This is a genomic window from Euzebyella saccharophila (genome assembly GCF_014855495.1).
In the GTDB taxonomy this organism is placed as follows: Bacteria; Bacteroidota; Bacteroidia; order Flavobacteriales; family Flavobacteriaceae; genus Euzebyella; species Euzebyella saccharophila.
Window position 1 is genome coordinate 123,678 of sequence record NZ_JACYFJ010000002.1, and the last position, 23,777, is coordinate 147,454.

Genomic DNA, 23,777 nt, shown 5'->3' on the forward strand with positions numbered 1-23,777 from the left:
CTAAAGTTTTAAAATCCTTCTAGAATCGGTATTGTAGAGGTAATTGTATTTGAGCGCACCTCCCAGATATACATCCGTGTCCTGTATGCGGGCATAATAACTTGTTTGATTGTCCAGCACCTCTTTGCCCTTTTTGCTCAGTCTAACGGGGTTTAGAGCTGTGAATAGGGGTTTCATTCGAGTTAAGGCACGGTCATATTGTGAATTTCCAAAGCCTAAGAAGCCTTGGTTCTGCAAAATTTCCGAGATAAATTCCTTTTTGGATTTCGGCTTTTTGTTCGCCCCAATTTGGAGAATGTTGTTCTCCATGGCGTTCAAACCGTTCTTGATACTTGGAAAGCGCTGTAAATGCGTATGAAGGGCATCGGGCAGGTATTCAAATTGAAACTGGGAGAAATCGGAAAGGTTTTCCAAGCGAATGGGATTATCACTGCAATACAATTGCCAAACATAATCCGCATACTCAATATCATCCTGTGTAAGTTCAATTTTATTATTGTAAAGTTCCAATAGCTTTTCATCGCCAAGCTCCCCTAAACCATAATATTTACCGGAATTGTCCTCTTTTCCGCTACAGACCAAATATACTTGGGCATATTTTCGGTTGGCCTTTAACCAACTTAATACCGCAATCATGTTAATTTGACAAAAAAGATCGTACTCAAACCAGAGTACGATCTCATCTTGTTGTTTGTGGTTGCAAAGAGAACGGTATTCTTTTAATGTTTTTTCAATGAACCAAGATTTTGAAACTTTGTAATTTTTATTTAGGAATTCAAAGCGGGTTTTCCAGAAGGATTCGCTTCCAACGTTGGTCAATGTCTTGCCTTCACACAGCATTTCACGCCATGTAATAATATCTCCTTTTAACTTTAAGGATTTTAGTTTTTCCGTAAAGCTATCTCCATTGGTGATGTGTAAAAGAGAACTCATGAATTTTTGGTGGATTAGGGTTTGACGATTAAAAGTACTATTTAATCGAAAAAAACAAAAAATAATTAACAGAAATCACTAATCGCTGTCGTTTGTAACGTCAAAAATGAGGTAACGTAATTAACCTCCTACGCGTTTAACAGAAAAACCTTTTTCTTTAAGGATTTCCATGATCTTATCGCGGTAATCTCCTTGAATAATGATTTGCTCATTCTTAAAACTACCGCCCACACTTAATCTGGTCTTTATTTCCTTGGCCAATTTCTTAAAGTCGCTATCGGCACCGTTGTACCCTTCCAAAATGGTAATTGGTTTTCCCTTACGTTTTTCGTACTTACAGATAATGGGGTCATCTTGCAACCACACATCGCTTTTCTCCTGCGCTGTTGGTTCTTCTTCCGGCGGTTCGTGATCTGGAAAAAGGTTTTTTAATTGGTCTTTCAAATCCATAAGAATACTATCCTTTAATCAATCCCAATTCAATCAAGCGTTCGTGTAGAAATTCTCCAGCAGTGATATCCTCAAATTGTTTTGGGTTATCTTCATCAATACAATTGTCCAAGCAGTTTAACGGCATCTCACTAATGGGATGCATAAAAAACGGAATGGAATATCGGGAAGTGCCCCAAAGCTCCTTGGGCGGGTTGACCACCTGGTGAATGGTGGATTTTAACTTGTTATTGGAAAGTCTAGATAACATATCGCCCACATTGATCATTAACTGGTCCGGCCTGGCAATGGCGTCTACCCATTCGCCTTCATGGTTTTGAACCTGTAGCCCTCTGCCATGAGCACCCATTAATAAAGTAATAAGGTTAATGTCGCCATGAGCGGCCGCTCTTACCGCATTTTTAGGTTCTGTGGTGATAGGTGGGTAATGTATGGGACGAAGAATAGAATTTCCATTTTTGATATACGAATCAAAATAGGTTTCTTCTAAATCCAAATGAAGCGCCAGTGCCCGTAAAACGTATTGGGCCGTTTTTTCCAACATCTGGTAGGTTTCCTTCCCCACTTTATTGAATTCCGGTAATTCAGAGACCATCACATTGTCTGGATATTCTTCTTTTAGTTTCGGATTGTCCTCTACATACTGCCCAAAGTGCCAGAATTCCTTTAAATCCCCTTCTTTTCTACCTTTGGCGTGTTCCTTCCCAAAAGAGGTGTAGCCTCTTTGTCCGCCTATACCCTCAATTTCATATTTGTCCTTGGTTTCTTGCGGAAGGTCAAAAAATTTCTTGATTTCCGAATACAGGTTCTCAACCAACTCATCGGATAAAAAATGCCCGCTTAGGGCCACGAAACCTATATTTTCAAAAGCTGACCCTATTTCCTTGATAAACTTCTCTTTTCTCTCCGGATTTCCTGAAACAAAATCCTGTAAATCTACACTGGGTATGGCACTCATAGCGATTAAATTTTAGTGGAGCAAAGGTACTAAATATTGTAAATAAACTGTGACAGGTAATTTTAGCCGTGATATTCCTTTTTTCTACATTTATATAAAATTAGAAGACGTAATTGCCATATGGAATTTAGCAAGGAGGGAATTAGTAATCAAATGTTGGGACTGCTGTATGAGCGCATGCTTAAACCTCGAATGGTGGAGGAGCGCATGTTGGTTCTGTTGCGGCAGGGGAAAGTGAGCAAGTGGTTCAGCGGAATTGGGCAAGAAGCTATTTCTGTGGGCGTTGCCAGTGCGCTTACCAATGAGGAGTACATCCTTCCTATGCATCGAAATTTAGGTGTATTTACCACGAGGGATATTCCCTTATTCCGATTGTTTGCCCAATGGCAGGGAAAGGCAAGTGGTTTCACAAAAGGCAGGGACCGAAGTTTTCATTTTGGAACCCAAGAATATAAGATCATTGGGATGATTTCCCATTTGGGTCCGCAAATGGGCGTAGCCAATGGAATTGCCTTGGGATATTTGCTTAAAGGAGAAAAAAAAGTGACGGCTGTTTTTACAGGTGACGGTGGCACCAGCGAGGGCGATTTTCATGAGGCCCTTAATGTAGCTTCCGTATGGAATTTACCGGTCATATTCTGTATTGAAAATAACGGGTACGGATTATCTACTCCGGTTAATGAGCAATATGCTTGCAAACGATTATCCGATAAGGGTATTGGCTACGGGATAGAATCGTATACGATTAAAGGGAACAATATTCTGGAAATTTACCGGAGAATGAAGGACTTGGTGAAGTCTGTACGGAACAATCCAAGGCCCATCCTATTGGAGTTTGAGACTTTTAGAATGCGCGGACATGAAGAAGCGAGCGGTACTAAATATGTACCCGAAGATTTACTTGAGTCCTGGGCGGAGAAAGACCCCATAGAAAATTATGAACGCTTTTTAATTGCAGAAGGACTCTTGACCAAAGTTACTGTTCAAAAAATACGGACCGGAATCGAGAAAGAAATTAGTCAACATTTGAATTTGGCTTTCGAGGAGGGATCGATAGAAGTGAATACTGAGAAGGAGTTGGCAGACGTGTATCATCCGTTTCAGCAAGAGGAAATGGAGCCTGCTACCAAAACGGAGAACATACGTTTTGTAGATGCTGTTTCTGCCGGACTTAAGGAGTTGATGAAAAGGCATGATAATTTGGTGATCATGGGTCAGGATATTGCCGAATATGGTGGGGTTTTTAAAGTTACGGAGGATTTCGTAACCGAATTTGGTAAGGAAAGGGTGCGCAACACTCCTATTTGTGAGTCCGGAATTATTGAAGCTGCCATGGGCCTGTCCATTAATGGGATGAAAGCGGTGGTGGAAATGCAGTTTGCAGATTTTGTCTCTTCCGGCTTTAATCCGGTAGTAAATTATTTGGCAAAATCTCACTATCGATGGGGCGAACCGGCTGATGTGGTCATCCGCATGCCCTGCGGAGGCGATGTGGGTGCGGGTCCTTTTCACTCACAGACCAACGAAGCTTGGTTTACCAAGACTGCGGGTTTAAAGGTAGTGTACCCTGCTTTTCCCGCAGATGCCAAAGGCTTGTTGTCCACGGCCATAAACGACCCTAACCCAGTGCTGTTTTTTGAGCATAAGGCCCTATACCGTAGTGTGTATCAACAGGTGCCGGAAGGTTATTATACGTTGCCCTTTGGCAAGGCGGCCTTATTGAAGGAGGGGGCGGAGGTAACTATTGTATCCTACGGGGCGGGAGTGCATTGGGCTTTAAAAACTTTGGAAGAGAATCCTGGTATAGACGCGGACCTGATCGATTTGCGCACTTTGATGCCTCTGGATATGGAATCTATTTATTCATCCGTAGAAAAGACGGGAAAACTCATCATTCTGCAAGAGGACACTATTTTTGGGGGGATTGCCAGTGATATTTCGGCCATGGTCTCGGAAAACCGATTCGAATTTCTAGACGCTCCCATTAAAAGAGTGGCCAGTTTACAAACTCCCATACCTTTTGCAAAATCTCTGGAAGACAATTACTTACCTAAAAACCGATTTCTTGAAGAACTTCTTAAACTTGCGGCTTACTAGCAATTGAGCAAATATCTTATTTTTTAACATTCAGGTTTGCAGATTTATAGCTGCATCTTGCCATCATCTTAACGAGAGATTAACGAATACCACGCAACAAATGGCATTCTACTCTCGTATATACGATAACTAAAAACTAAATTTATGATGAAGAACAGCATTGTGCTGGGCGCACTATTTTTAATGTTGGCCTCCTGCTCCCTAAGCAAAGAAATTAGGGAACAAAGAGATACCATAAACGGTACTTGGATTTTGCAGGATGTTTCCTTTGAACAAGAAGGTGACTTTAAGGCAAAATTGTTCAATGATGCGGATGCCTTCTGTTTTGAGGGTAGTTCGTGGTACTTTTTTGAAAACAACAGTACGGGAAGCTATACCATTAATGGAAATTCTGGAGCCTGCCCAACGGGAACCCGAAATATTCGTTGGTCCGTTCAGGAAGACCCTTCCGGGGCCAATAGATTACAGTTCAAATACATTGACGAAAAGAAAAATGACCTTTATGGGCGTACCGGTTATGGTATGGATATCGTTTCTTTATCAAGTGGCAGTATGACCTTAAAATCCAATGTGAACGCCAATGGCGAAATGGTTTCTGTCATTTATTCTTTCAACAAACAATAAAATCAGATAATAGATGAAAAAGATTGCAATAAAATCAATTTATATATTCATGGCCATATCCATGGTCGTAGGTTGTAAAACTGTCCAGAACGCCAATAATAAGCAGAAAGGGGCTGTCATTGGTGCCGGAAGTGGTGCCGCTATTGGCGGTGTTATTGGAAATAACGTCGGTAGCGGCAACAATACCGTTCTCGGAGCCATTTTAGGGGCTGCCGTTGGTGGTGTTGCTGGAGGTTATATAGGTGACCGAATGGATAGACAGGCCGAGCGTATTGAAGAAGAAATTCCTGGAGCGAAAGTTACCCGAGTAGGCGAAGGAATTAACGTTACCTTCAATGAGGATGCAGGCGTCTATTTTGATACGAACAAATCTGAAGTAAAGGGAACATCTGTAACTACCTTGAACAGTTTGGCCGAAATTTTAAAGGAATATCCTAAATCCAATGTGTTGGTGGAAGGACATACAGATAGTGCCGGACCGGACGATTATAATATGACCCTTTCAAAATCGAGGGCAACTTCGGTGAGCAATTATTTGAAATCCCAGGGAATTGATGCGAGTAGATTGACCACCAAGTGGTATGGAGAAAATCAGCCCGTAGCCGATAACGAAACCAAAGAAGGTAAAGCTAAAAACAGACGTGTGGAATTGGCCATTGTGGCTAGTGAGGCACTCAAACAAGAAGCTAAGCAGCAAGTAAAAGGATAAAGGAATTTTGAAAAAGAGAAATTCAACCATGAATCCCGTTCAGTTTTTTGATCGGGATTCTTTTTTTTAATGTGTATCTTCCAAAAGTGAAACACGATTATGATGTGGTAGTGGTGGGCGGTGGTCTTGCGGGACTCACAGCCGCCATTCATTTAAGTTTAGAAGGGGTTTCTGTCTTGGTATTGGAGAAAAATACCTATCCGCATCACAAAGTATGCGGGGAATATGTTTCCAATGAGGTGCTTCCCTACCTTCAAAAATTGGGAGTTTCATTGCAAGGAGCCGGTGCACCAGCTATTTCAAAATTTCAATTGAGCCAAGTGAATGGTAAGGTATTGGAGGCCGAATTGCCCTTAGGCGGATTTGGGGTTAGTCGCTATGCTTTTGATGAACTGTTGTACAAAAGAGCTTTGGAGGTTGGGGTAGAAATTCAATTCGAGAAAGTTACGGGTATTTTATTCAAAGAATCTAGTTTTGAGGTAGTTATATCGAATGGTGAAAAATTTACTTCAAGGGTGGTCTTGGGTGCTTACGGAAAGCGTAGTACTTTGGATAAGAAGTTGAATCGCGATTTTATTACTGAAAAATCGGCATGGGTAGCGGTCAAAAATCATTATAAATGGGATGTCTTTCCCGATGACGTAGTGGCCCTGCATAATTTTCATGGAGGGTATGGCGGACTATCCAAAACGGAGTCCGGAGAGGTCAATTTTTGCTATATGGCGCATTACCATAGTTTTCAGAAGTTTAGGAAGGTAGAAGATTTTAATGAGCAAATCATTGCTAAGAACAAATTTTTAAAAGTCTTTTTGCAAGAAGCAGAACCCGTTTTTGAGCAACCGTTGACCATTGCACAAATTTCATTCAGGCCAAAGAAAGCCGTTGAAGACCATGTGTTGATGATCGGTGATACTGCAGGACTCATACACCCTCTTTGTGGTAATGGAATGGCAATGGCCATACACAGTGCAAAAATTGCTTCGGAACTGGTAGTGCCCTATTTAAAATCCGGGCAAGAAAATAGAAGTCGGTTGGAAAAAAATTACCAACAGGAATGGAAAAGGGCATTTAAAACACGTTTGTATTGGGGCAGGCAATTACAGCGCATACTTCTAAGGCCTGCATTGTCCAATTCTATAATGTCGTTAGTGGGCAAAAGCCCCAAGCTTTTGAAAGCTACAATAGCTGCTACCCATGGTAAACCTCTTCTATAATGTTTGAGTTTGTAACTAGATACCAAGGATTGGAGTTGATGGATGCTCCCGATGTGCCCAAAAAAGAGTTGGAGGCTACTTTTTCGGATATCAACCTGGTGAATCGCCTACTGGGGGGATTTAAGTCAACGTTACAGGTGCTAGATACTATATTTAAAAGAAATATGAGAGAATCATATACGATTTTAGATGTGGGTTGTGGTGATGGGGAAATGCTAAGAAGAGTGGTAAAGTGGGCAAGAGATCACAGTGTTCAGCTTAAATGTTACGGGGTAGATTTAAATCCGGTTAGCTTGGAACTAGCGCAAGAGAAATCCCGTTCTTACCCAGAGATTACCTATTTAAACCGGAACGTTAATGATTGGGATGCTAACGATATGCCCGTAGATATAATTTTGTGCACACTAACGCTTCACCATATAGAAGATGCGCAACAAAAGCAATTCTTGAACACGCTTCAGGAATTGTCACGTAGGGCGGTAATCATCAATGATTTGCAAAGAAGTAAGCTTGCCTATGTGTTATTTGGTTGGTTTAGCACTATTTTTATGAAGACGAAGATGGCCAAGCATGATGGAAAGGTATCCATTAGGAGAGGTTTTGTTAAGCAGGATTTAAGGAAACTTGCGGAATCGCTGCCTCAAGCAAATCATGCCATTAGCTGGCAATGGGCCTTTAGATATATTTGGGTCATAAGGCCTAAAAGAAACGTATACGATTTATGAATGAAGTAAGGGTTGCCGGGGTTTCTAAGGAACTTCCGGAGTATAGCCGAAATACAAAAGATATTATCCCCTTAGTCGAATCCTGGCTTCAAGGTCAAGACGAGCGGTTTAGGCGAAAAGTGATTAAAATTTTTGAGGGAGCAGCGGTAGATACCCGCTACAGTATCATGAGTCCCGATGAGGTTTTTACCGCCACTTCTTTTGAGGAAAAGAATGCTATTTACGTTAGGGAAAGTAAAAAACTGGGTACTGAGGTGCTTAGAAAAGCCTTGCTTCAACAAGAATGGGAGGCTTCTTCTTTGGATTATATCATTACCGTTAGCTGTACGGGAATTATGATTCCTTCCTTGGACGCCTTTTTAATTGAAGCGTTGGGGCTTCGCCAGGATGTGGTGCGCCTTCCGGTTACGGAGATGGGCTGCGCGGCAGGAGTATCGGGTATGATATACGCCTATAACTTTCTCAAATCAAACCCTGGAAAGCGAGTTGCCGTGGTAGCGGTAGAAAGTCCAACGGCAACCTTTCAGCTGAATGATTTTTCCATGGCCAATATGGTTAGCGCTGCTATTTTTGGGGATGGGGCGGCCTGTGTTTTATTGTCCTCAGAAGAAAATGCCTCCGGGCCCAAAATTCTGGGGGCTGAAATGTACCATTTTGAAAATGCCACCCATATGATGGGTTTTGATCTCACCAATGGCGGATTAAAAATGGTATTGGATATTGAAGTGCCCCATGTTATCCAGGAGCACTTTCCAAAAATCATTCATCCGTTTTTGGAGAAATTTGGGTCTAATATCAAAAAAGTGAATCACTTTATTTTTCATCCGGGAGGAAAGAAAATAGTGCAGACCGTAGAACAATTATTTGGGGAAATGGACAAAAATGTGGACGATACGAAAGAGGTTTTGCGGCAATTTGGTAATATGAGCAGTGCAACGGTGCTTTACGTATTGGAGCGTTTTATGCAGCGCAATTTGAAACAAGGGGAGCAAGGGTTAATGCTGAGTTTTGGTCCGGGATTCTCGGGACAAAGAATATTGTTGGAATGGTAAATGCCTCATAAGTCATGAAGAATCTAACAAAAAAACAATGGGCGCTTATTCTAGGTGGTAGTAGTGGATTGGGCTTGGCTACAGCAAAAAAACTGGCCGCGAACGGCTATTCCATTTTTATTATTCATAGAGATAGGAGAGCTGATTTAGAAGAGGTTAAATTTAATTTTCAAGAAATTACTTCAAGTGGTGTGGATTTGGTTTCGTACAATGTAGATTTGGTTAAAACGGATAAACGTCAGCAGGTGCTAAAGGAAATCAAAACTAAATTAGGAGCCCAAGGAAAATTAAAAGTATTGGTTCATAGTATTGCCAAAGGAAATTTAAAACCTATGAACTCCCAAACCGAAAAGGAACTGGAGAATGTAGATTTCCAAATAACCCTTAATGCCATGGCTATTAGTTTGTACGATTGGACAAAGGATTTAATAAAGGTAGATTTGTTTTCAAAAGATGCTCGAATCATTTCCTTTACTAGCGAAGGAAATTCTAGGGCCTGGGAAGGCTATGCGGCCGTTTCGGCAGCAAAGGCCACCTTGGAGTCCTTAACTAGAAATATGGCGTTGGAGTTTGCTTCTTTAGGATTAAAGGTGAACTGTATACAGGCTGGGGTTACCGAAACCAAATCCTTTAAAATGATACCTGGTCATAAACGTATTAAGGAAAATGCCCTACAACGGAATCCCCAAGGTCGGCTAACTTCTCCTGAGGACGTGGCCAATGTGGTGTATCTTTTAACTACCCCGGAGGCCCAATGGATAACGGGATCTGTTATCAAGGTGGATGGGGGCGAAAGTCTACGATAAATTATCTTTTATGACCTGGCAGCATCTAATTGAGCAACTTCCATATTCTAAGCCCTTCTTGTTCGTTGATCAACTGTTACATGTGAATGAGGATGGGGTGAAAGGTGAATATACATTTCCAGAGGATTCCTTTTTTTATCAAGGACATTTTAAAAACTATCCAGTGACCCCGGGGGTCATTCTTACGGAATGTTGCGCGCAGATTGGTGTGGTTTCCTTGGGGTTATACTTACTGCAAAGAGAACAGGAGTTAGAGGGTAAATCCTCTTTTAAAATAGGGATGAGCAGTAGTGAGATGGAATTTTTAATACCTGTTTTACCTGGTGAGAAGGTTTCAGTGGTATCGCGCAAACACTATTTTAGATTTCATAAATTAAAATGTGAGGTTAAAATGTATAATTCTGATAATCAATTAGTTTGTAAAGGTTTGATTGCAGGGATGCTTAAAGTGGATTCTAATGGGGAGTAGAGTGGTGGTTACAGGTTTGGGGGTTTGTGCTCCCAATGGAGTGGGACTCAATTCTTTTTACGAATCTATGCAAATGGGTGTAAGTGGGATTAGGCATTTTCCGGAACTGGAAGAATTAAATTTTGGATGTCAGGTAGCAGGTGCTCCGCAAATTTCTCAGGAACAACTTCATTCTTATTTTACATCCTTGGAGCAACGAGGTCTTAAGGCCACAGGAATCATATATGGTGTCATGGCCGGTTTGGATGCTTGGAAGGATGCCGCGTTACCACTAGCGGCAGAAAATACTCCGGATTGGGATAGTGGTATTGTTTTCGGTTCCGGTACCTTGGGAGTCGCCAAGTTCAATGAAGCCATGAACTTAGTGGATGTAGGTAACGTGCGTCGTTTAGGGAGTACTACCGTTATTCAGACTATGGCCAGCGGTGTGAGCGCCTATTTGGGTGGTAAAATAGGGTGTGGAAATCAAGTAACTACGAATTCTTCGGCATGTACTACCGGCACGGAAGCTTTATTGATGGGGTATGATCGAATTAAAAACGGACAAGCAGAACGAATGTTGGTTGGGAGTTGCAGTGATAGCGGACCTTATGTCTGGGGTGGCTTTGATGCCATGCGTATTCTTCCGAGAAACTTTAATGACCGACCGGAAAGTGCCAGCAGGCCTATGAGTGCTTCGGCGCAGGGGTTTGTTCCCGGAAGCGGGGCAGGTGCCTTGGTTTTGGAATCCTTGGATAGTGCCAAGGCAAGGGGAGCAAACATTTATGCGGAAGTTTTAGGCGGTAATATCAATAGTGGAGGTCAAAGAGGTGGAGGTACCATGACCGCTCCCAATAGTGAATCGGTACAACGATGCATTCTGTCGGCATTGGAAAATAGTAAGGTACAGGCCTCAGAGGTAGATGTCGTCAATGGACATTTAACGGCGACCTCCAAAGATGCTTTGGAAATTGAAAATTGGAGTAGGGCCCTCAAGCGAAAAGGTGGTAATTTTCCTCTTATCAATTCGTTTAAAGGGCATTTTGGCCATTGCCTTTCCGCAGCCGGAAGTATTGAGCTGGTAGCTTGTGTTTTGCAATTAAAGGAGCAAATGGTTTTCGGAAATCTCAATTGTGAAGATTTGCATCCGGAAATAGATAAAATCATTTCTAGTGACTGTGTACCACATAAATCAATGAAGACGGATTTTCAAGTTTTAGCAAAAGCAAGCTTCGGCTTTGGCGATGTAAATGCTTGTGCTATTTTTAGAACGTATTAAAATTACTGGTAAATGGATGAACATACTAAATACGATAAATTAAAAAATATCATAAAAACGTATCTGCCTGAAGACGTTTCGGTTAATGATATTGAAATGAACAGTCACTTTATAAACGGCCTGAATATTAATTCCGCCAACTTAGTAGATATTGTTCTCGATGTCGAGGACGAATTTGATATTATGCTAGAAAACGAGGACATGGATAAAATGCAGACCGTAGAAGATGCCATTCAGATAATCAACACCAAATTGGCCTAATCCATGAAGGAATTTTTACGCTGGGGCAAAGCCAAGTTGCAAGTAGATTATCGTCTTCTAATAATATATTGTGTGCTATATTTTCTATGGGGGCTTGCTATGAACTGGTTTGGTGCCACGGTAGAAATTGCCCAATTCACCTACTGGTGGCAGGTCATAACTTGTTATGTTTTATATATGGTTCCAATCTCACTTTTGTTGAGAGGGCTTCCTTTTCATATGCAGTATGCGTACGGACTAATTGCAATGGGAGTGTTGGAGTTTGCAGGTTATGGCTTGCAAACCTCGTACGCCTATCCCAATAACTTATTGGACCAGTTTTTTGGTATCCGAAATTTTTCCTTGGGAATGGCGCTTTTCTTCGCCTTGTATTTTCCTGCAGGAAATTGGGCAGTTGCTAAAATTTATCAGGCTCTATTTAAAAAGGTTGCTTAGAAGCTTACTCTTCTGCCGAAATTACTTCTTCATCCTCTTTTTGAGGAATGGCCAAGGAGGCAATTATTCCCGCTAACAAAGAAACGGTGATTACGGTAAGGGAAACCCACTCCGGTAACTCAATGTTGTGGGAGAATAACATCTTAAGCCCTACAAAGGCAAGTATGACTACCAAGCTGTAGTTGATGTACCTGAATTTCTCCAGCATTCTCGAGATAAGGAAATACATGGAGCGCAAACCTAAAATTGCCAAGATATTGGAACTGAAAACGATAAATGGGTCGGCCGTAATGGCCAAAATTGCCGGAATGCTATCCAAGGCAAAAAGAACATCGGTCAACTCAATAACAATAAGGGCCATAAACAAGGGGGTAGCCGCCCGTACGCCCATTCTCTTTACAAAAAAATCATGCCCTTGAATTTGATGCGTAACCGGAAACACCTTCTTTACCTGCCTAAAGATCCATGATTTTTTTGGGTCAAACTCGCTATCATCGGATTTCAGCATCTTATAGGCCGTATAAAGCAAAAAGACCCCAAAAACATATATAATCCACTCGAATTTTGATATCAAGGCTACACCAAAGACAATCATTAAACCCCTAAAAATAATGGCCCCCAGTATCCCCCAGAACAATACCCTATGTTGATATATAGGGGGAATATTAAAAGAGGTGAAAATGACGGCAATAACAAAGACGTTGTCTATACTTAAGGATAGTTCTATGAGATAGCCCGTAACATATTTTAAAACGGCATTGTTGGGGGTAAGATTTGTGGGGTTTTCTACCATTCCGCTTGAAAAGAGCCAATAAATGACCCCACTAAAACCAAGTGCGACGGTAACCCACACGGCCGTCCATATTCCTGCTTCCTTACTCTTGATTACATGGTCGTTTTTATTAAAAACTCCAAGGTCCAATGCCAAAAAGACCACGACCAGTGCAATAAACAAAATCCATACCCACATACACTTGAATTTTAAGCCGCGAAGTTAACTAAAATCCCCATTTAAGTTGATGCAAATAGTTTCTAGATAGACGCAAAAAGTATGAATGCTTTAACATCAAAAAATGAATGTGTAGCGTTAACCTACTTGTTTTTTCAAAGCTATATTGGACATTATCATTTAAAAATAAATTAGCTATGACAGAATATGAACAAATAGCATTGGATAAAATTGCCGACCACGAGCACGAAATCTATGCGCTACTAAAGCAACGATATAGTCCTAGGGTTTTTTCTGAAGAGCCTATAGGAAAACAAGATATGAAACAATTGTTTGAAGCCGCTAGGTGGGCAGCAAGTTGCAACAATTGGCAACCGTGGAGGTTTATATATGGGTTTAAGGGCGAAGATGGATACGATAAGATTTACGATTGCCTAGATGAGTTCAATCAGAGTTGGGCAGACAATGCACCTGTACTCATGTTAACTGCCTATAAAGAAAAGACCCCAGATGGCAAGGATAACTTTCATGCCCTGCACGATTTGGGCCTTGCTATGGGAAACATGACCGTACAAGCACAGTATAAGGGAATAGCCCTGCACCACATGGCTGGCTTTGACTGGAAAAAGGCGCAAGAAGTATTTGATGTACCGGAAGGCTATCACTTTTCCACGGCCGTGGCCATTGGATATTTTGGGGGTGAACTCGAAAAACTACCGGAAGACCTTCAAGAACAGGAACAGAGTGAGCGCGAAAGAATTCCACAGACGGATTTTGCCTTTGAGAATAATTGGAACGCTAAAGTATAGATGATGAAAAGGAATTCAACATTTTGGGCACTGATGATATCCGGTTTTGGACTGGTTACTAGTTTACGAGGACAGGACATCTATTTTCAGGAGGGGAACAAAAGCAGCGAAACATGGGCCAAGACGCTCACGCAAGCGTACCAACCAGAATTGGTTATGGACGGTAAACAAATTTTGCAATTTCAGCAAAAGTTAGAGGAGTTTCTCATCAGGGAGAATAAAATTCAAAAAGCGAATATGACCCCTGAGGATAAAATGGCTTTGTTATCAGAACTGGCCCGTCAACAACGCGCAGAAATGTCGAACATCCTTACAAAACCGCAATTGAGAAAATATAGAAAGGTACGAAATGAAATACAACCCATAGCGGTGGTTGTAGATACCTTAAATCACTAAAATAAAATTCATAATATATGTTAATACCAAGAAAAGAAGTACCCCAAATAGAACTGAATTTAATAAATGGTACACGTTGGAGCTTACAGGCCCAAGAAAGCGAAAGCTTTACCATGATGGTCTTTTACAGAGGAATTCATTGTCCTGTTTGTAAAAAGCAATTGGAAGAATTGGCCGGCAAGTTGGATGAGTTTAGCAAGCGCGGTGTTAATGTTGTAGCTATAAGTAGTAATACCGAAGAGCTAGCTAAAAAAACAGCCGAAAAGTGGGATATTCCAGAGTTACCATTGGCTTACGGACTCACAATCAGTCAGGCAAGAGAGTGGGGATTGTACGTTTCAAACGGAATTAGCGATAAAGAACCGGACCAATTTACCGAGCCAGGGCTTTTCTTTGTAAAACCGGATAATACCCTGTACGCGGCGTCTATACAAACCATGCCCTTTGCGAGACCGGGTTTTGATGATATTCTTAACATGGTTGACTACGTCACCAAAAATGATTATCCTGCAAGGGGCGAGGCGGAAGTGGCCATGATAACTGAAATGGCGTAGGACAGAAATTAATTAATTTTAAAAGAGAGAACAAAATGAAAATTGGAATTATAGGAAGTGGAAAAATTGGAGGAACCTTGGGCAAACATTGGTCCAAGGCAGGTCATGAAGTCCTGTTCAGTTCCAGACATCCCAATGAACTAAATGATATGGCTCGCGAAAGCGGGAAGAATGCCAAAGCGGTAAGTGTGGCGGAAGCCTTTGAGGCCAATGCGGATGTTTACCTTTTAGCAACCCCATTTAAGGCTATAAACGAAACTGCAGAAGTTTTTGCCGGGGAGTATGGCAATAAAGTAATCATTGATGCCACCAATCCTTATCCGGAAAGGGATGGGGAGGTTGCCCAAGAAGTTAGGGACAATAACCGAAATGCATCTGAGTATACGGCCTTAAAATTCAACACTGCCGTTACCGCGAAGGCTTTTAATACCATACATCATAAGGACTTAAAGAATAGAGCCTTTGATGAGGCTAATCCTATGGCAGTACCTTTTGCTGCACAAGATGCCAAAAGCAGAGAAGTGACGGAACAATTAATTTCAGATATTGGGTTCGTCCCTCTATATGTGGGGGATTTGGGAGCCACCAATGTGATGGAAGTTGACGAAAAACTATATGGTGTAAGTACGGACGAGCAAGAAATGCGTTCACTTTTACAAATGTCCTAGAAATTAAGAACAATGGTAACATCCACTTCATTTTCTTCCCGTTCATCTTTAATTTGAATGCCGAAATCTGAAGTGAATAAGGATGCCAAACCTATAAGCCGATTATCTTTACGGGTAAACGTGAAGGTAATCGGTTTAGTTTTTCCTTTGAGGGTTAGATTTCCGGTCACTTGAAAGGTATCCACCATATTTCCGGAAATTTTGGTACTTTTAAAAAGAATGGACGGATAGGCGTCGGCATCAAAATATTTTCCGCCTTTAAGTGACCAATCCCGTATAAAATTACCTGTTTTCAGTGTTTCGACCTGCACGGAGCCTGAAAATTTACTTTCAGTAAGATTTCCCAAATCGATTATAGAACTGGAGTTAAAACCTCCAATGCTTCCTTTTACATCCTTTGATGTGAAGTGAAAGGTAATTTCGGCAGATTGCACACGTATCTCCTGGCCCCAAAGGGATGGTTGACAGCCGATAAGAACGAAAAGGATAACGAGAAAACGTTTCATTGGATCGTTGGTTTATTCAAAGATAGAAGAATAATTGGTCGGTTTATCGATTTGTTTTGCAGTTCACCCAGCAAACATACGATAGAAAAGACCTATTGATAAATTAGCTCTAGAGACTATATGAAAACCCCTATGAGAAAATTATTTTTTAAGGGTATGTGCCTAGTTTTGGCATGTACTGCTGGCACTGCTGCCTTACAGGCACAGGAAAGTTACAAGAAAAAGCACGAGGTAACCAAGTATACAGTAATGGAACGCTTTGAGCCGGAAATGATCTTAAGCCCTCAAGAGCGCATTCAATTAAAGGAAAATAGAGTCGCTGAAATAGAACAAACCCGTACCATTGTGGATACCTTGGATATTTCCGAAAGAAAGAGGGAGCGCTTGCTTCAAGATATTATAGACCAGCCTTATTCCAGCCGTTTGTCCAAAACCATGGCCAAATTGGAGTTTGAGGATGAGGAATAACCAACAACACGAAAAAGCCACTTGAAAAGGTGGCTTTTTTATTTAGGTGGTCTTCGTTTTTATATTAGATAAAGGATTCACCTTTGGTGGTAGACGAAGTTGTAGGCTCTTCTCCCATATTTTTTTTCTCCAACCCTGCAGAATCTACTCCAAAGAACTGTAATACCTCTGAGCGGCTAGTAACTTGTTTAAAAGTCTTGCCTTTAATCGCTATGGGGTTTTGTAACAATTCAGGATTGTTGTCAATAAGTTTCAACCAATCGTCTGTATCAAAAGAATCACTATTCTCTATGTCCAGCGTTTCGGTGTTTTCCAAACTAAAAAGCTCCCCCAAGTCCTTCCCAACGCCATCGGCCAAGGTTACCCACATGGCATGACCGAGCTTGGTTTCGGCAATATCAATACTCCTTAAATCATCACCTACACCCTGCACATAGCCCAAAACCTGTTTTCCTAGGTGGGACTTGGAGCTGTACACCAAGGTCAGTAAGTTTTCATCTGTGCTTATAACGCTCATATCATCCATAATTTAGTGACTTTTCAATTTTTCCTTTCGTTTCTTCAATTGTCTTTCTAAATCGGATACGGACTCCCGAATAGAGGCTTCGAAATTCTCGTTGCTGGCCTCTGCAAAAAGTCTAGGTCCCGGAGCACTTAGTCGTATATTACAGATAAGCCCTGTCTCTGGACTTGAGGTATTCTCCTGTTTAAAAAATACATCGGCACGTACCAGAAAGTCATACCGTTCAAAAAGTTTATTAATTTTATCGGTGGCCAATTCTTCCAATCGGTCACTAGCAGTTACATTGTCGTATTCAAAATTTATTTCCATACTGCAAGTTAGGTACAGTATAAGGGCTAGGAGTGTTCAAATAATAAATTTATTGCCACATCGAAAATATAGGACTGTTAGAATATGTTAAACTCTGAATTTTAAACATCTAACTAAATCGTTGTAGTCGTATTTTTTGTAACTTTAAGAAGTTCCCTTGTTAAAATCCTACTATTCTCAACTCTAAATCTTAAACGCTATGGAAAAATTTAAGCAAAATCGCTACCTCAACTGGGAATCGGAAAATAAGGACGCCCTGTTGTTACGTTTAGAACGTGATCAGCGCAATCTTCTTCAATTACGTGTACAGCTTAACTCGTATCGTTCAGAGCCCAATACCTATACGTTATTTGAACGTCTCAACCAACTCCGCAAGGCTATGGACCTCTGCAATAGAAACAACAAAGAGGTTATAGCAGCTCTTAAAGGCGAAAAAATACCGCATAGTGCTTATGTGGCACAGGCAAAGAAACAATTGAGCACGTTTAGGCAATTGCAATCGCATGTGGAGGAATATCTTACCAAATGCTCCGCTTACAAGGTTCCCATCTTGTAATATAACTTGTTCTTTTTTAAGGTGTTATTAAAATTTGCCCTCAGAATGATGCATATTGGTAAAATTGATGTGAAATTTGGGTTAAATCGTTCTACTTTGTAGGAAATATGATATTTTGAAGCGTAATTTTGCAGTATCAATTAAGTAACGGGGGTAACTTATGTCAATTAAAAATGAATTCACTCTAGAATCTTCTCGCATAAAGGATAGAAATGTGCAATTAAGGTGTTTGGACCGCAACCAACGCGATATCAAACAATTTAATGAGAAGTTGGCTTCTTATCTCAGCGAACCAAAAACACCCTTGCAATTTCAAAAGTTTACGGAATTAAAGAACGATGCTCGAGAGCTGCAAAATGAAAATGAAGTGATACTGGCAGATATACGGAATCAAGTAGATGTTAGTTCTCAAAGTGCTCTATTACTCTCCAAACATTTACGGCGCTTTCAGGAGTTTGCCAAAAAGGTAGTGGGCTATCTATCGGATGTTAAAATGGAACGGAGTTTAGGAACTTCCTAAGTACCAATTCCATTTCCTGAATAAATACCTTACCAATATTTCCTTATTAACAAATAACGTTTGAGTTAATTTTAATTACGCAAATGTTAAAAAAATGTTGCAACTGCATGATTATTGTGTTAAGTTTAACAGGATATTAAAGGACCGGAAGACTTTATCGGTCTCTAACTCTTAACACAGTAACATTGTATGAAAAACACATTTTTTAAATCAAGTCGTTTACTGGCTTGTACATGCTTAATTAGTGCCGGCGTACTTAGTTCTTGTACGCAAGACAGCGTATCACCAGATACGGATAAACCAGAGGTTTCAATTATAGAGACTACAGATGATGGAGCCAAAGAAGATATTGTTTTTGCCTTAAAATCAGCCCCTTCAGACCCCATTATCATCGATGACCTCGGGTCGGATGCCTTAAAAACTACGGAGGCACCTGGCGTGGATAGGGGGCGCTTTAACATTACCCTTAAATATTTATTACCACCAACGGAAAGGCAAGTAGAAGTTTTTGAAGCTGCAGCCGCCCGCTGGGAACGTATCATTATTAAGGACGAACCTTCTTTTATAGGTACGTTACCCTCAGCTTTCGAAGGTTTTCCACCGCTTGTAGATGAGGGAGTGGTTGATGATATTATCATCGAGGTAGCTTTGGCACCTATTGATGGTCCAGGTCAGGTTTTGGGACAGGCGGGCCCGCAATTTGTTCGTACGGACGATTTTCTTACTCTTTCAGGGGTGATGTTCTTTGATGTGGACGATTTGGATTTCTTAGAAGAATTGGACCTATTCGAGGAAGTTATTGTACATGAGATGGGACACGTTTTAGGTATAGGTACCCTTTGGAACGTAGCTCCTTTTGGTTTTGATAGAACCTTACGTGGTGGCCCTGATAGCAATCCTTACTTCTTAGGTAAAAAAGCCAATGTATTCTGGAATGCGGAAGGTGGAACTCTAGAATTACCTGTTGAAGGCGATTTTGGACCGGGTACCGCTTTAGGACATTGGGATGAAGAAGCTTTGGATAATGAGCTGATGACTGGTTTCCTTAATTTGGGAGAAAATCCTTTAAGCCGTATTACCGCCGGGTCCATGAAAGATCTTGGTTATGGGTCGGCTTCAGTAGGCGAATCCTATGATTTACCCAAAGGGACCCCAGGGGTAGCCGCCAAGGGAACTGCACCTGGAGACGGTATACATATTGGTAGCATGGAGACGTTATTATCTCCGGTAGGTTTTGTCAATATGAAAAAATAAGAAAATTCAGTTCTCCCTATTTTGGGGAATTGAAATAAGAAAAAAGCCTGTAGTTCTCCAAAATGAGAACTACAGGCTTTTTAAATGGAAAATAAATAGTAAATTGAAATGGTTAAATATCTTTATATAGCTACATGAAGAAACCCACCTTATCTCAGCTAGAAAAAGACCAGATTATAGAACGCCAAGTGCGTTTTCAAGAATTATTGATTAGTATTTCTACCACTTACATCAACTCGGATTTAACTGATATTGATCAACTGATCAATCGTTCGCTAAAACAAATTGGGGAGTTTGTGGAATCTGACAGGAGTTATATTTTTTCCTATGATTTAGAAAATAATACTACGTCCAACACCTATGAGTGGTGTTCAGAAGGGATTACCCCTGAAATAGAGAATCTTCAAAATATTCCAGTAGATTTTATACCCCAGTGGTTAGAGGCCCACCGAGCTGGAAAGGCCTTTTTTGTTGAGGATGTAAGTGAACTTCCAGAAGACGGGGAACAAGGACTTAGGGCCATTCTAGAACCTCAAGGAATAAAAAGCCTCATTACCATTCCAAAAATCAAGAACAATGAACTTATTGGGTTTATAGGCTTTGATTCCGTTCGCCAAATAAACAAGTACAATGACAATGAGAAGGAGATTCTCTTTGTTTATGCCAATATGCTCGTAAATGTCATTCAACGTAAGGAGCAGGAGGCAAAAATTAAGGAGCAAGAAGCTAAAAAGGAAGAGTTGCTTCAGCATTTATCCAAGCAAAACGAAGCTTTGAATGACTATGCCCATATGGTATCCCATGATTTAAAGGCTCCTTTGATCGGTATTCATACCCTAATTGGTTGGTTTTTGGAAGATCATAAGGAACGATTGAATGAAGGTCAAATGCAAACGATGAACGAGGTCTTATACCACGTGGAAAAAATGGATAGTTTGATCAAGGGAATTTTGGATTATTCCACTGTGGGCCTCATGGAGTCCGAGAACAGTTGGGTAGATACCAACCAGCTTATGACAGAAATTCTACAGACCACCATGGTTCCTGATGCGGTGGATATCCAGATCCAAGAGGACCTTCCAAAGTTGTACGGAAACACCTGGCGTTTTAAACAGTTGTTTCAAAACCTACTACAGAATGCCCTTAAGTATTGTGATAAAGAGGAGAGTAGGGTAACGGTTTGTTACACCGATAAGGCAGATGCTTATGAATTTTTTGTGGAGGACAACGGTAGGGGCATCAACCCCATTTACTTTGACCGCATTTTCAAGATATTTACCAAATTGGACAATACGGCTAGCTCTTCGGGCATTGGTCTTTCCATCGTTAAAAAGATTGTCACCTACTATCAAGGTGAAATCTGGTTGGAAAGTGAGGAGGGTAAGGGTACCACCTTCTATTTTAGCCTACCAAAAGAAGTGGTGGCCAAAGAAGGGTAGTAGATTAACTGTAAAGAATTAAAAATACGCCTGCTAAAATCCCGAAAAGGGGTACCAATTTCTTGCGCTTGTTCTGTTCCTTAAAAAGAATCCCACCCAACAGAACGGCTATTAAAATCTGACTTCTTTTAATGGCCGAAAGTAGCATGATCAAGGCTTCCGGGTCCTGTAGGGCCCTAAAATAGAAATAGTCCGCCAATTGCAAAAGAATACCCACCAAAGGAATGGACCACCGCCAACTAAAGCCTTTGCGTACCGCTTCGCTTTTCCTTCTTTTATAAAGAACAATGACCAGAATTATCAGCATAGTATAGGTACAGAACCAAAATTGTAGGGTAGAAGGGGTGAGGGTCAGGTTCTGAATCAAAAACTTATCATACAATCCGCTGCTAGCACCCAAAAAAGTAGCCGCTACAATGGCATAGATCCATTTATTGCTTTTAAAATGGATACCCTCTTTCTTTCCGATTCGGGAATACAGAAAAACCGAAATAATTATCAGAAAAAAGCCGGTCCATTGAGCAACGTTCGGTCGCTCCTGATAAATAAGTAAGGCACCAATGAAGGTGAAGAACGGACCTGCAGACCGTATGGGCGTAACAATGGTTATGGGCAAGTGTTTTAAGGCTTGATAGGCAAGTACCCAAGACGTGGCCATAATGGCAGACTTGATTAAGATAAAGCCGTGATCGGAAGGGGAGAGGGGCTGCACGAACAAATGCCATTCCTGCATGGTTTCTGGTAGGTACCAAGATCCTAAAAACACCGGAAGCAACATTAAAAATCCGGCTACCAAGGTTCCTAGAAGTACGGTATAGGTTTCGTTGTTTTGAACCGCATGTTTTTTACACAGATTGTGTATTCCCAAAAATAAGGCTGCCAGAAGCCCAAGATACATCCACATAATGGGCGCGAAGATAAAAAGATGAATTTAGTTGATGGGCATCAAAAACGGTTTAAAAACCTCTAGCGAAAAGTTTACTTTTCTAACTGGTGATTTTACATCGATTTAATGTGTAATTTAGAAAAGGATTTCAATCCGAAATATCCTATATGAATTTCACTTCAGCAAAAAACAAAAAACTATCGGCCGGCCCACCACCATACAGCAGGTACTTGAGCAATTGGACATTATTATAGACCGTTCCATCGCCATGAATGATCGTACAGGTTATTTTGCCTATTTATACCGAAGGGTGACTGCTGAAATATTGAAAGAAGTGCAGTTGGGAAATTTTGAGGACAATGAGCGGATGGAATTCTTTGACGTAGCCTTTGCCAATTACTATCTCGATGCCTACCACGCACATACCCACCATACCGAAATTGGCGTGGCGTGGGATTACGCTTTCAATAGTAAAACGGAATCGCTGACTATCTTACAACATTTGTTACTGGGAGTCAATGTACATATCAACCTTGATTTGGCATTGACCGCAACTACCGTGATGAAGGATACCCAAATAAACTTGATCGAAAGTGATTTTATGAAGGTGAATGCCATTTTGGGGGCAATAGTGAACGAAATGCAGGACCGATTGAGCAAGGTTTCGCCAATGTTGTTTTTATTGGATGTGCTCGGAAAGAATACCGATGAGAAAATCATCAATTTTAGTCTGGAGAAAGCCCGGGAGTTTTCGTGGGCGCACGCCAATTTGCTTTGGGGCATGGGTAGCGACCACCAAATGAGTGCCATTAAGGAAATGGATAGGGCGGTGCTGAACTTGGGTATGTTTATCAAGAACCCAAAATCAAAATTCATTGGGTATGCCCTTAACTTTATAGCCATGTTTGAAGCTAAGCAAGTGGGCAAGGTTATTTCCAAGCTACGCGAGGATTCCTAGTGGGTAAACTTACTTCTTAATGATTTTTTTCACTCCCATAACAATTAACAGTACTACGAAACCTATGACAAGACCCAATAGAAATTCCACCAACATGGCCGGTAACGAAGGAAACAGGTGGTGCAGAAACGGTACGTTATGGGAAAAGATTCCGCCAGAAACCAATAAGAGGGCAATAGTACCAATGATTCCCAAGCTTTTAATTACTACGGGAAGTGCATTTACAAAAAACCGCCCCACCTTATCGGAGAAGCTGTTGTCTTCCTCGTTGAGGTTGATGAGCCGTACCCCAAACTCGTCCATGCGTACAATAAGGGCCACAATTCCATAGACCCCGACCGTTGCCAGTAAGGCCACCACGGAGACCACCATAATCTGATTGACCAGCGGTTCTTGAATAACCGTACCCAAAGCAATGATGACGATTTCTACCGAAAGGATAAAATCCGTAAGAATGGCCGATTTAATTTTCTCTTTTTCAAGTTCCAGCACATCTTCCTTGGAGGGAGCTTCGGCCTTTACATGCACTTCCTTGTGGTCGTGGGGAACAAAGTATTCATATATTTTTTCGGCACCTTCATACGCAAGATAGAGTCCGCCAAGCACCAAAATAATAGTAACCGCTACCGGTAAAAAGGCACTTAGCAAAAAAGCTACGGGCAGAATGATAATCTTATTGATCAAGGAACCTTTGGTAATGGCCCAAAGTACCGGTATTTCCCTTTTGGACACAAACCCAGAAGCTTTTTCCGCATTTACCGCTAAGTCATCTCCCAGGATGCCTGCGGTTTTCTTGGTGGCTATTTTACTCATGGAGGCAACGTCATCCAATAGCGTTGCTACATCATCTAAAATTGCGAAAAAACCGGAGGCCATAAATTTTGTTTTGGTCAAAAATAGAGCATGCCGTTTAGATATAGGTATTCATTTGGCGAAAAAGTGAACTTGATATAATGAAATTCTTTTTATCGTTCAGTTACTAAGATTCCAC

The 23,777-nt window shown here is 41.1% G+C and carries 30 protein-coding genes; 21 read left to right on the forward strand and 9 right to left on the reverse strand.

Going from position 1 to position 23,777, the window contains the following annotated elements; all coding sequences use genetic code 11:
• From IL355_RS06910 to IL355_RS06920, 3 genes are all read right to left on the reverse strand, one after another.
• Positions 1-933, reverse strand: coding sequence for a DUF1835 domain-containing protein (locus IL355_RS06910; protein ID WP_192461451.1), 933 nt, complete (start codon positions 931-933; stop codon positions 1-3).
• A gap of 120 nt (positions 934-1,053) precedes the next feature.
• Positions 1,054-1,383, reverse strand: coding sequence for a translation initiation factor (locus tag IL355_RS06915; protein WP_192461452.1), 330 nt, complete (start codon positions 1,381-1,383; stop codon positions 1,054-1,056).
• 7 nt (positions 1,384-1,390) lie between these two features.
• A complete protein-coding gene (locus tag IL355_RS06920; protein WP_192461453.1) occupies positions 1,391-2,341 on the reverse strand; it encodes an isopenicillin N synthase family dioxygenase in 951 nt (316 codons plus the stop codon).
• 120 nt (positions 2,342-2,461) lie between these two features.
• On the opposite strand from IL355_RS06920, the gene IL355_RS06925 reads away from it, so the two are divergent.
• The 11 genes from IL355_RS06925 to IL355_RS06975 all read left to right on the forward strand — a co-directional run bounded on the left by IL355_RS06925 (position 2,462) and on the right by IL355_RS06975 (position 11,991).
• Complete coding sequence (locus IL355_RS06925) at positions 2,462-4,438, forward strand: alpha-ketoacid dehydrogenase subunit alpha/beta (protein WP_192461454.1); 1,977 nt, start codon at positions 2,462-2,464, stop codon at positions 4,436-4,438.
• A 144-nt stretch (positions 4,439-4,582) separates the two neighbouring features.
• Positions 4,583-5,062 (forward strand): lipocalin family protein, encoded by a 480-nt coding sequence (locus IL355_RS06930; RefSeq protein WP_222937304.1) that lies wholly within the window; start codon positions 4,583-4,585, stop codon positions 5,060-5,062.
• Positions 5,063-5,075: 13 nt separating this feature from the next.
• Positions 5,076-5,771 carry an OmpA family protein gene (locus IL355_RS06935; RefSeq protein ID WP_192461455.1) on the forward strand — a complete coding sequence of 232 codons (696 nt, stop codon included), beginning with the start codon at positions 5,076-5,078 and terminating at the stop codon, positions 5,769-5,771.
• Positions 5,772-5,857: 86 nt separating this feature from the next.
• Positions 5,858-6,985, forward strand: a complete 1,128-nt coding sequence (locus IL355_RS06940) for an NAD(P)/FAD-dependent oxidoreductase (protein WP_192461456.1) — start codon at positions 5,858-5,860, stop codon at positions 6,983-6,985.
• Complete coding sequence (locus IL355_RS06945; RefSeq protein WP_192461457.1) at positions 6,985-7,710, forward strand: methyltransferase domain-containing protein; 726 nt, start codon at positions 6,985-6,987, stop codon at positions 7,708-7,710. The genes IL355_RS06940 and IL355_RS06945 overlap by 1 nt, the downstream gene beginning before the upstream one ends.
• Positions 7,707-8,762 carry a type III polyketide synthase gene (locus IL355_RS06950; RefSeq protein WP_192461458.1) on the forward strand — a complete coding sequence of 352 codons (1,056 nt, stop codon included), beginning with the start codon at positions 7,707-7,709 and terminating at the stop codon, positions 8,760-8,762. The genes IL355_RS06945 and IL355_RS06950 overlap by 4 nt, the downstream gene beginning before the upstream one ends.
• Before the next feature lie 14 nt (positions 8,763-8,776).
• Complete coding sequence (locus tag IL355_RS06955) at positions 8,777-9,568, forward strand: SDR family NAD(P)-dependent oxidoreductase (RefSeq protein ID WP_192461459.1); 792 nt, start codon at positions 8,777-8,779, stop codon at positions 9,566-9,568.
• Positions 9,569-9,578: 10 nt separating this feature from the next.
• A complete protein-coding gene (locus IL355_RS06960; RefSeq protein ID WP_192461460.1) occupies positions 9,579-10,037 on the forward strand; it encodes a 3-hydroxyacyl-ACP dehydratase FabZ family protein in 459 nt (152 codons plus the stop codon).
• A complete protein-coding gene (locus tag IL355_RS06965; RefSeq protein WP_192461461.1) occupies positions 10,027-11,295 on the forward strand; it encodes a beta-ketoacyl-[acyl-carrier-protein] synthase family protein in 1,269 nt (422 codons plus the stop codon). The genes IL355_RS06960 and IL355_RS06965 overlap by 11 nt, the downstream gene beginning before the upstream one ends.
• Positions 11,296-11,307: 12 nt before the next feature.
• Complete coding sequence (locus IL355_RS06970) at positions 11,308-11,556, forward strand: phosphopantetheine-binding protein (protein ID WP_192461462.1); 249 nt, start codon at positions 11,308-11,310, stop codon at positions 11,554-11,556.
• 3 nt (positions 11,557-11,559) lie between these two features.
• Positions 11,560-11,991 carry a hypothetical protein gene (locus tag IL355_RS06975; RefSeq protein WP_192461463.1) on the forward strand — a complete coding sequence of 144 codons (432 nt, stop codon included), beginning with the start codon at positions 11,560-11,562 and terminating at the stop codon, positions 11,989-11,991.
• A gap of 4 nt (positions 11,992-11,995) precedes the next feature.
• Here IL355_RS06975 and IL355_RS06980 read toward each other — a convergent pair whose 3' ends face one another.
• Positions 11,996-12,961 (reverse strand): TerC family protein, encoded by a 966-nt coding sequence (locus tag IL355_RS06980; RefSeq protein WP_192461464.1) that lies wholly within the window; start codon positions 12,959-12,961, stop codon positions 11,996-11,998.
• Between the two features lie 176 nt (positions 12,962-13,137).
• Here IL355_RS06980 and IL355_RS06985 point away from each other — a divergent pair, with 176 nt between their 5' ends.
• Genes IL355_RS06985 through IL355_RS07000 form a run of 4 tightly spaced genes read left to right on the forward strand, consistent with a single transcriptional unit; the run spans position 13,138 to position 15,367 of the window.
• Positions 13,138-13,749, forward strand: coding sequence for a nitroreductase family protein (locus IL355_RS06985; protein WP_192461465.1), 612 nt, complete (start codon positions 13,138-13,140; stop codon positions 13,747-13,749).
• 3 nt (positions 13,750-13,752) lie between these two features.
• Positions 13,753-14,145: a hypothetical protein gene (locus IL355_RS06990; RefSeq protein ID WP_192461466.1), complete on the forward strand. Its 393-nt coding sequence runs from the start codon at positions 13,753-13,755 to the stop codon at positions 14,143-14,145.
• Between the two features lie 17 nt (positions 14,146-14,162).
• The gene (locus IL355_RS06995; RefSeq protein WP_192461467.1) at positions 14,163-14,699 is read left to right on the forward strand and encodes a peroxiredoxin-like family protein; all 537 of its coding nucleotides are present in this window, start codon (positions 14,163-14,165) and stop codon (positions 14,697-14,699) included.
• Between the two features lie 35 nt (positions 14,700-14,734).
• Positions 14,735-15,367, forward strand: a complete 633-nt coding sequence (locus tag IL355_RS07000) for an NADPH-dependent F420 reductase (protein WP_192461468.1) — start codon at positions 14,735-14,737, stop codon at positions 15,365-15,367.
• Here the strand turns inward: IL355_RS07000 and IL355_RS07005 are convergent.
• Complete coding sequence (locus IL355_RS07005; RefSeq protein ID WP_192461469.1) at positions 15,364-15,873, reverse strand: YceI family protein; 510 nt, start codon at positions 15,871-15,873, stop codon at positions 15,364-15,366. The two genes, IL355_RS07000 and IL355_RS07005, sit on opposite strands and share 4 nt — an antisense overlap.
• 132 nt (positions 15,874-16,005) lie before the next feature.
• Between IL355_RS07005 and IL355_RS07010 the strand changes: the two genes are divergently transcribed.
• Positions 16,006-16,341, forward strand: a complete 336-nt coding sequence (locus IL355_RS07010) for a hypothetical protein (RefSeq protein ID WP_192461470.1) — start codon at positions 16,006-16,008, stop codon at positions 16,339-16,341.
• 64 nt (positions 16,342-16,405) lie between these two features.
• Here the strand turns inward: IL355_RS07010 and IL355_RS07015 are convergent, their stop codons facing one another.
• Complete coding sequence (locus IL355_RS07015; protein WP_192461471.1) at positions 16,406-16,858, reverse strand: arsenate reductase family protein; 453 nt, start codon at positions 16,856-16,858, stop codon at positions 16,406-16,408.
• Between the two features lie 12 nt (positions 16,859-16,870).
• Positions 16,871-17,173, reverse strand: coding sequence for a ribosome hibernation-promoting factor, HPF/YfiA family (gene hpf, locus IL355_RS07020; RefSeq protein WP_192461472.1), 303 nt, complete (start codon positions 17,171-17,173; stop codon positions 16,871-16,873).
• Between the two features lie 199 nt (positions 17,174-17,372).
• Between hpf and IL355_RS07025 the strand changes: the two genes are divergently transcribed.
• The 4 genes from IL355_RS07025 to IL355_RS07040 all read left to right on the forward strand — a co-directional run bounded on the left by IL355_RS07025 (position 17,373) and on the right by IL355_RS07040 (position 20,942).
• Positions 17,373-17,729 (forward strand): hypothetical protein, encoded by a 357-nt coding sequence (locus IL355_RS07025; RefSeq protein ID WP_192461473.1) that lies wholly within the window; start codon positions 17,373-17,375, stop codon positions 17,727-17,729.
• Positions 17,730-17,889: 160 nt separating this feature from the next.
• On the forward strand, positions 17,890-18,249 hold the full coding sequence (locus tag IL355_RS07030) for a hypothetical protein (protein ID WP_192461474.1): 360 nt from the start codon (positions 17,890-17,892) through the stop codon (positions 18,247-18,249).
• A gap of 189 nt (positions 18,250-18,438) precedes the next feature.
• Complete coding sequence (locus IL355_RS07035; RefSeq protein WP_192461475.1) at positions 18,439-19,503, forward strand: leishmanolysin-related zinc metalloendopeptidase; 1,065 nt, start codon at positions 18,439-18,441, stop codon at positions 19,501-19,503.
• 134 nt (positions 19,504-19,637) lie between these two features.
• Positions 19,638-20,942 carry a sensor histidine kinase gene (locus tag IL355_RS07040; RefSeq protein WP_192461476.1) on the forward strand — a complete coding sequence of 435 codons (1,305 nt, stop codon included), beginning with the start codon at positions 19,638-19,640 and terminating at the stop codon, positions 20,940-20,942.
• Positions 20,943-20,946: 4 nt separating this feature from the next.
• Here IL355_RS07040 and IL355_RS07045 read toward each other — a convergent pair whose 3' ends face one another.
• Complete coding sequence (locus IL355_RS07045) at positions 20,947-21,846, reverse strand: EamA family transporter (protein ID WP_192461477.1); 900 nt, start codon at positions 21,844-21,846, stop codon at positions 20,947-20,949.
• Between the two features lie 199 nt (positions 21,847-22,045).
• Between IL355_RS07045 and IL355_RS07050 the strand changes: the two genes are divergently transcribed.
• Positions 22,046-22,786, forward strand: coding sequence for a DUF5995 family protein (locus IL355_RS07050; protein ID WP_317175489.1), 741 nt, complete (start codon positions 22,046-22,048; stop codon positions 22,784-22,786).
• A gap of 9 nt (positions 22,787-22,795) precedes the next feature.
• Here the strand turns inward: IL355_RS07050 and IL355_RS07055 are convergent, their stop codons facing one another.
• Positions 22,796-23,662, reverse strand: a complete 867-nt coding sequence (locus tag IL355_RS07055; protein WP_192461479.1) for a DUF808 domain-containing protein — start codon at positions 23,660-23,662, stop codon at positions 22,796-22,798.
• Positions 23,663-23,777 lie beyond the last annotated feature (115 nt).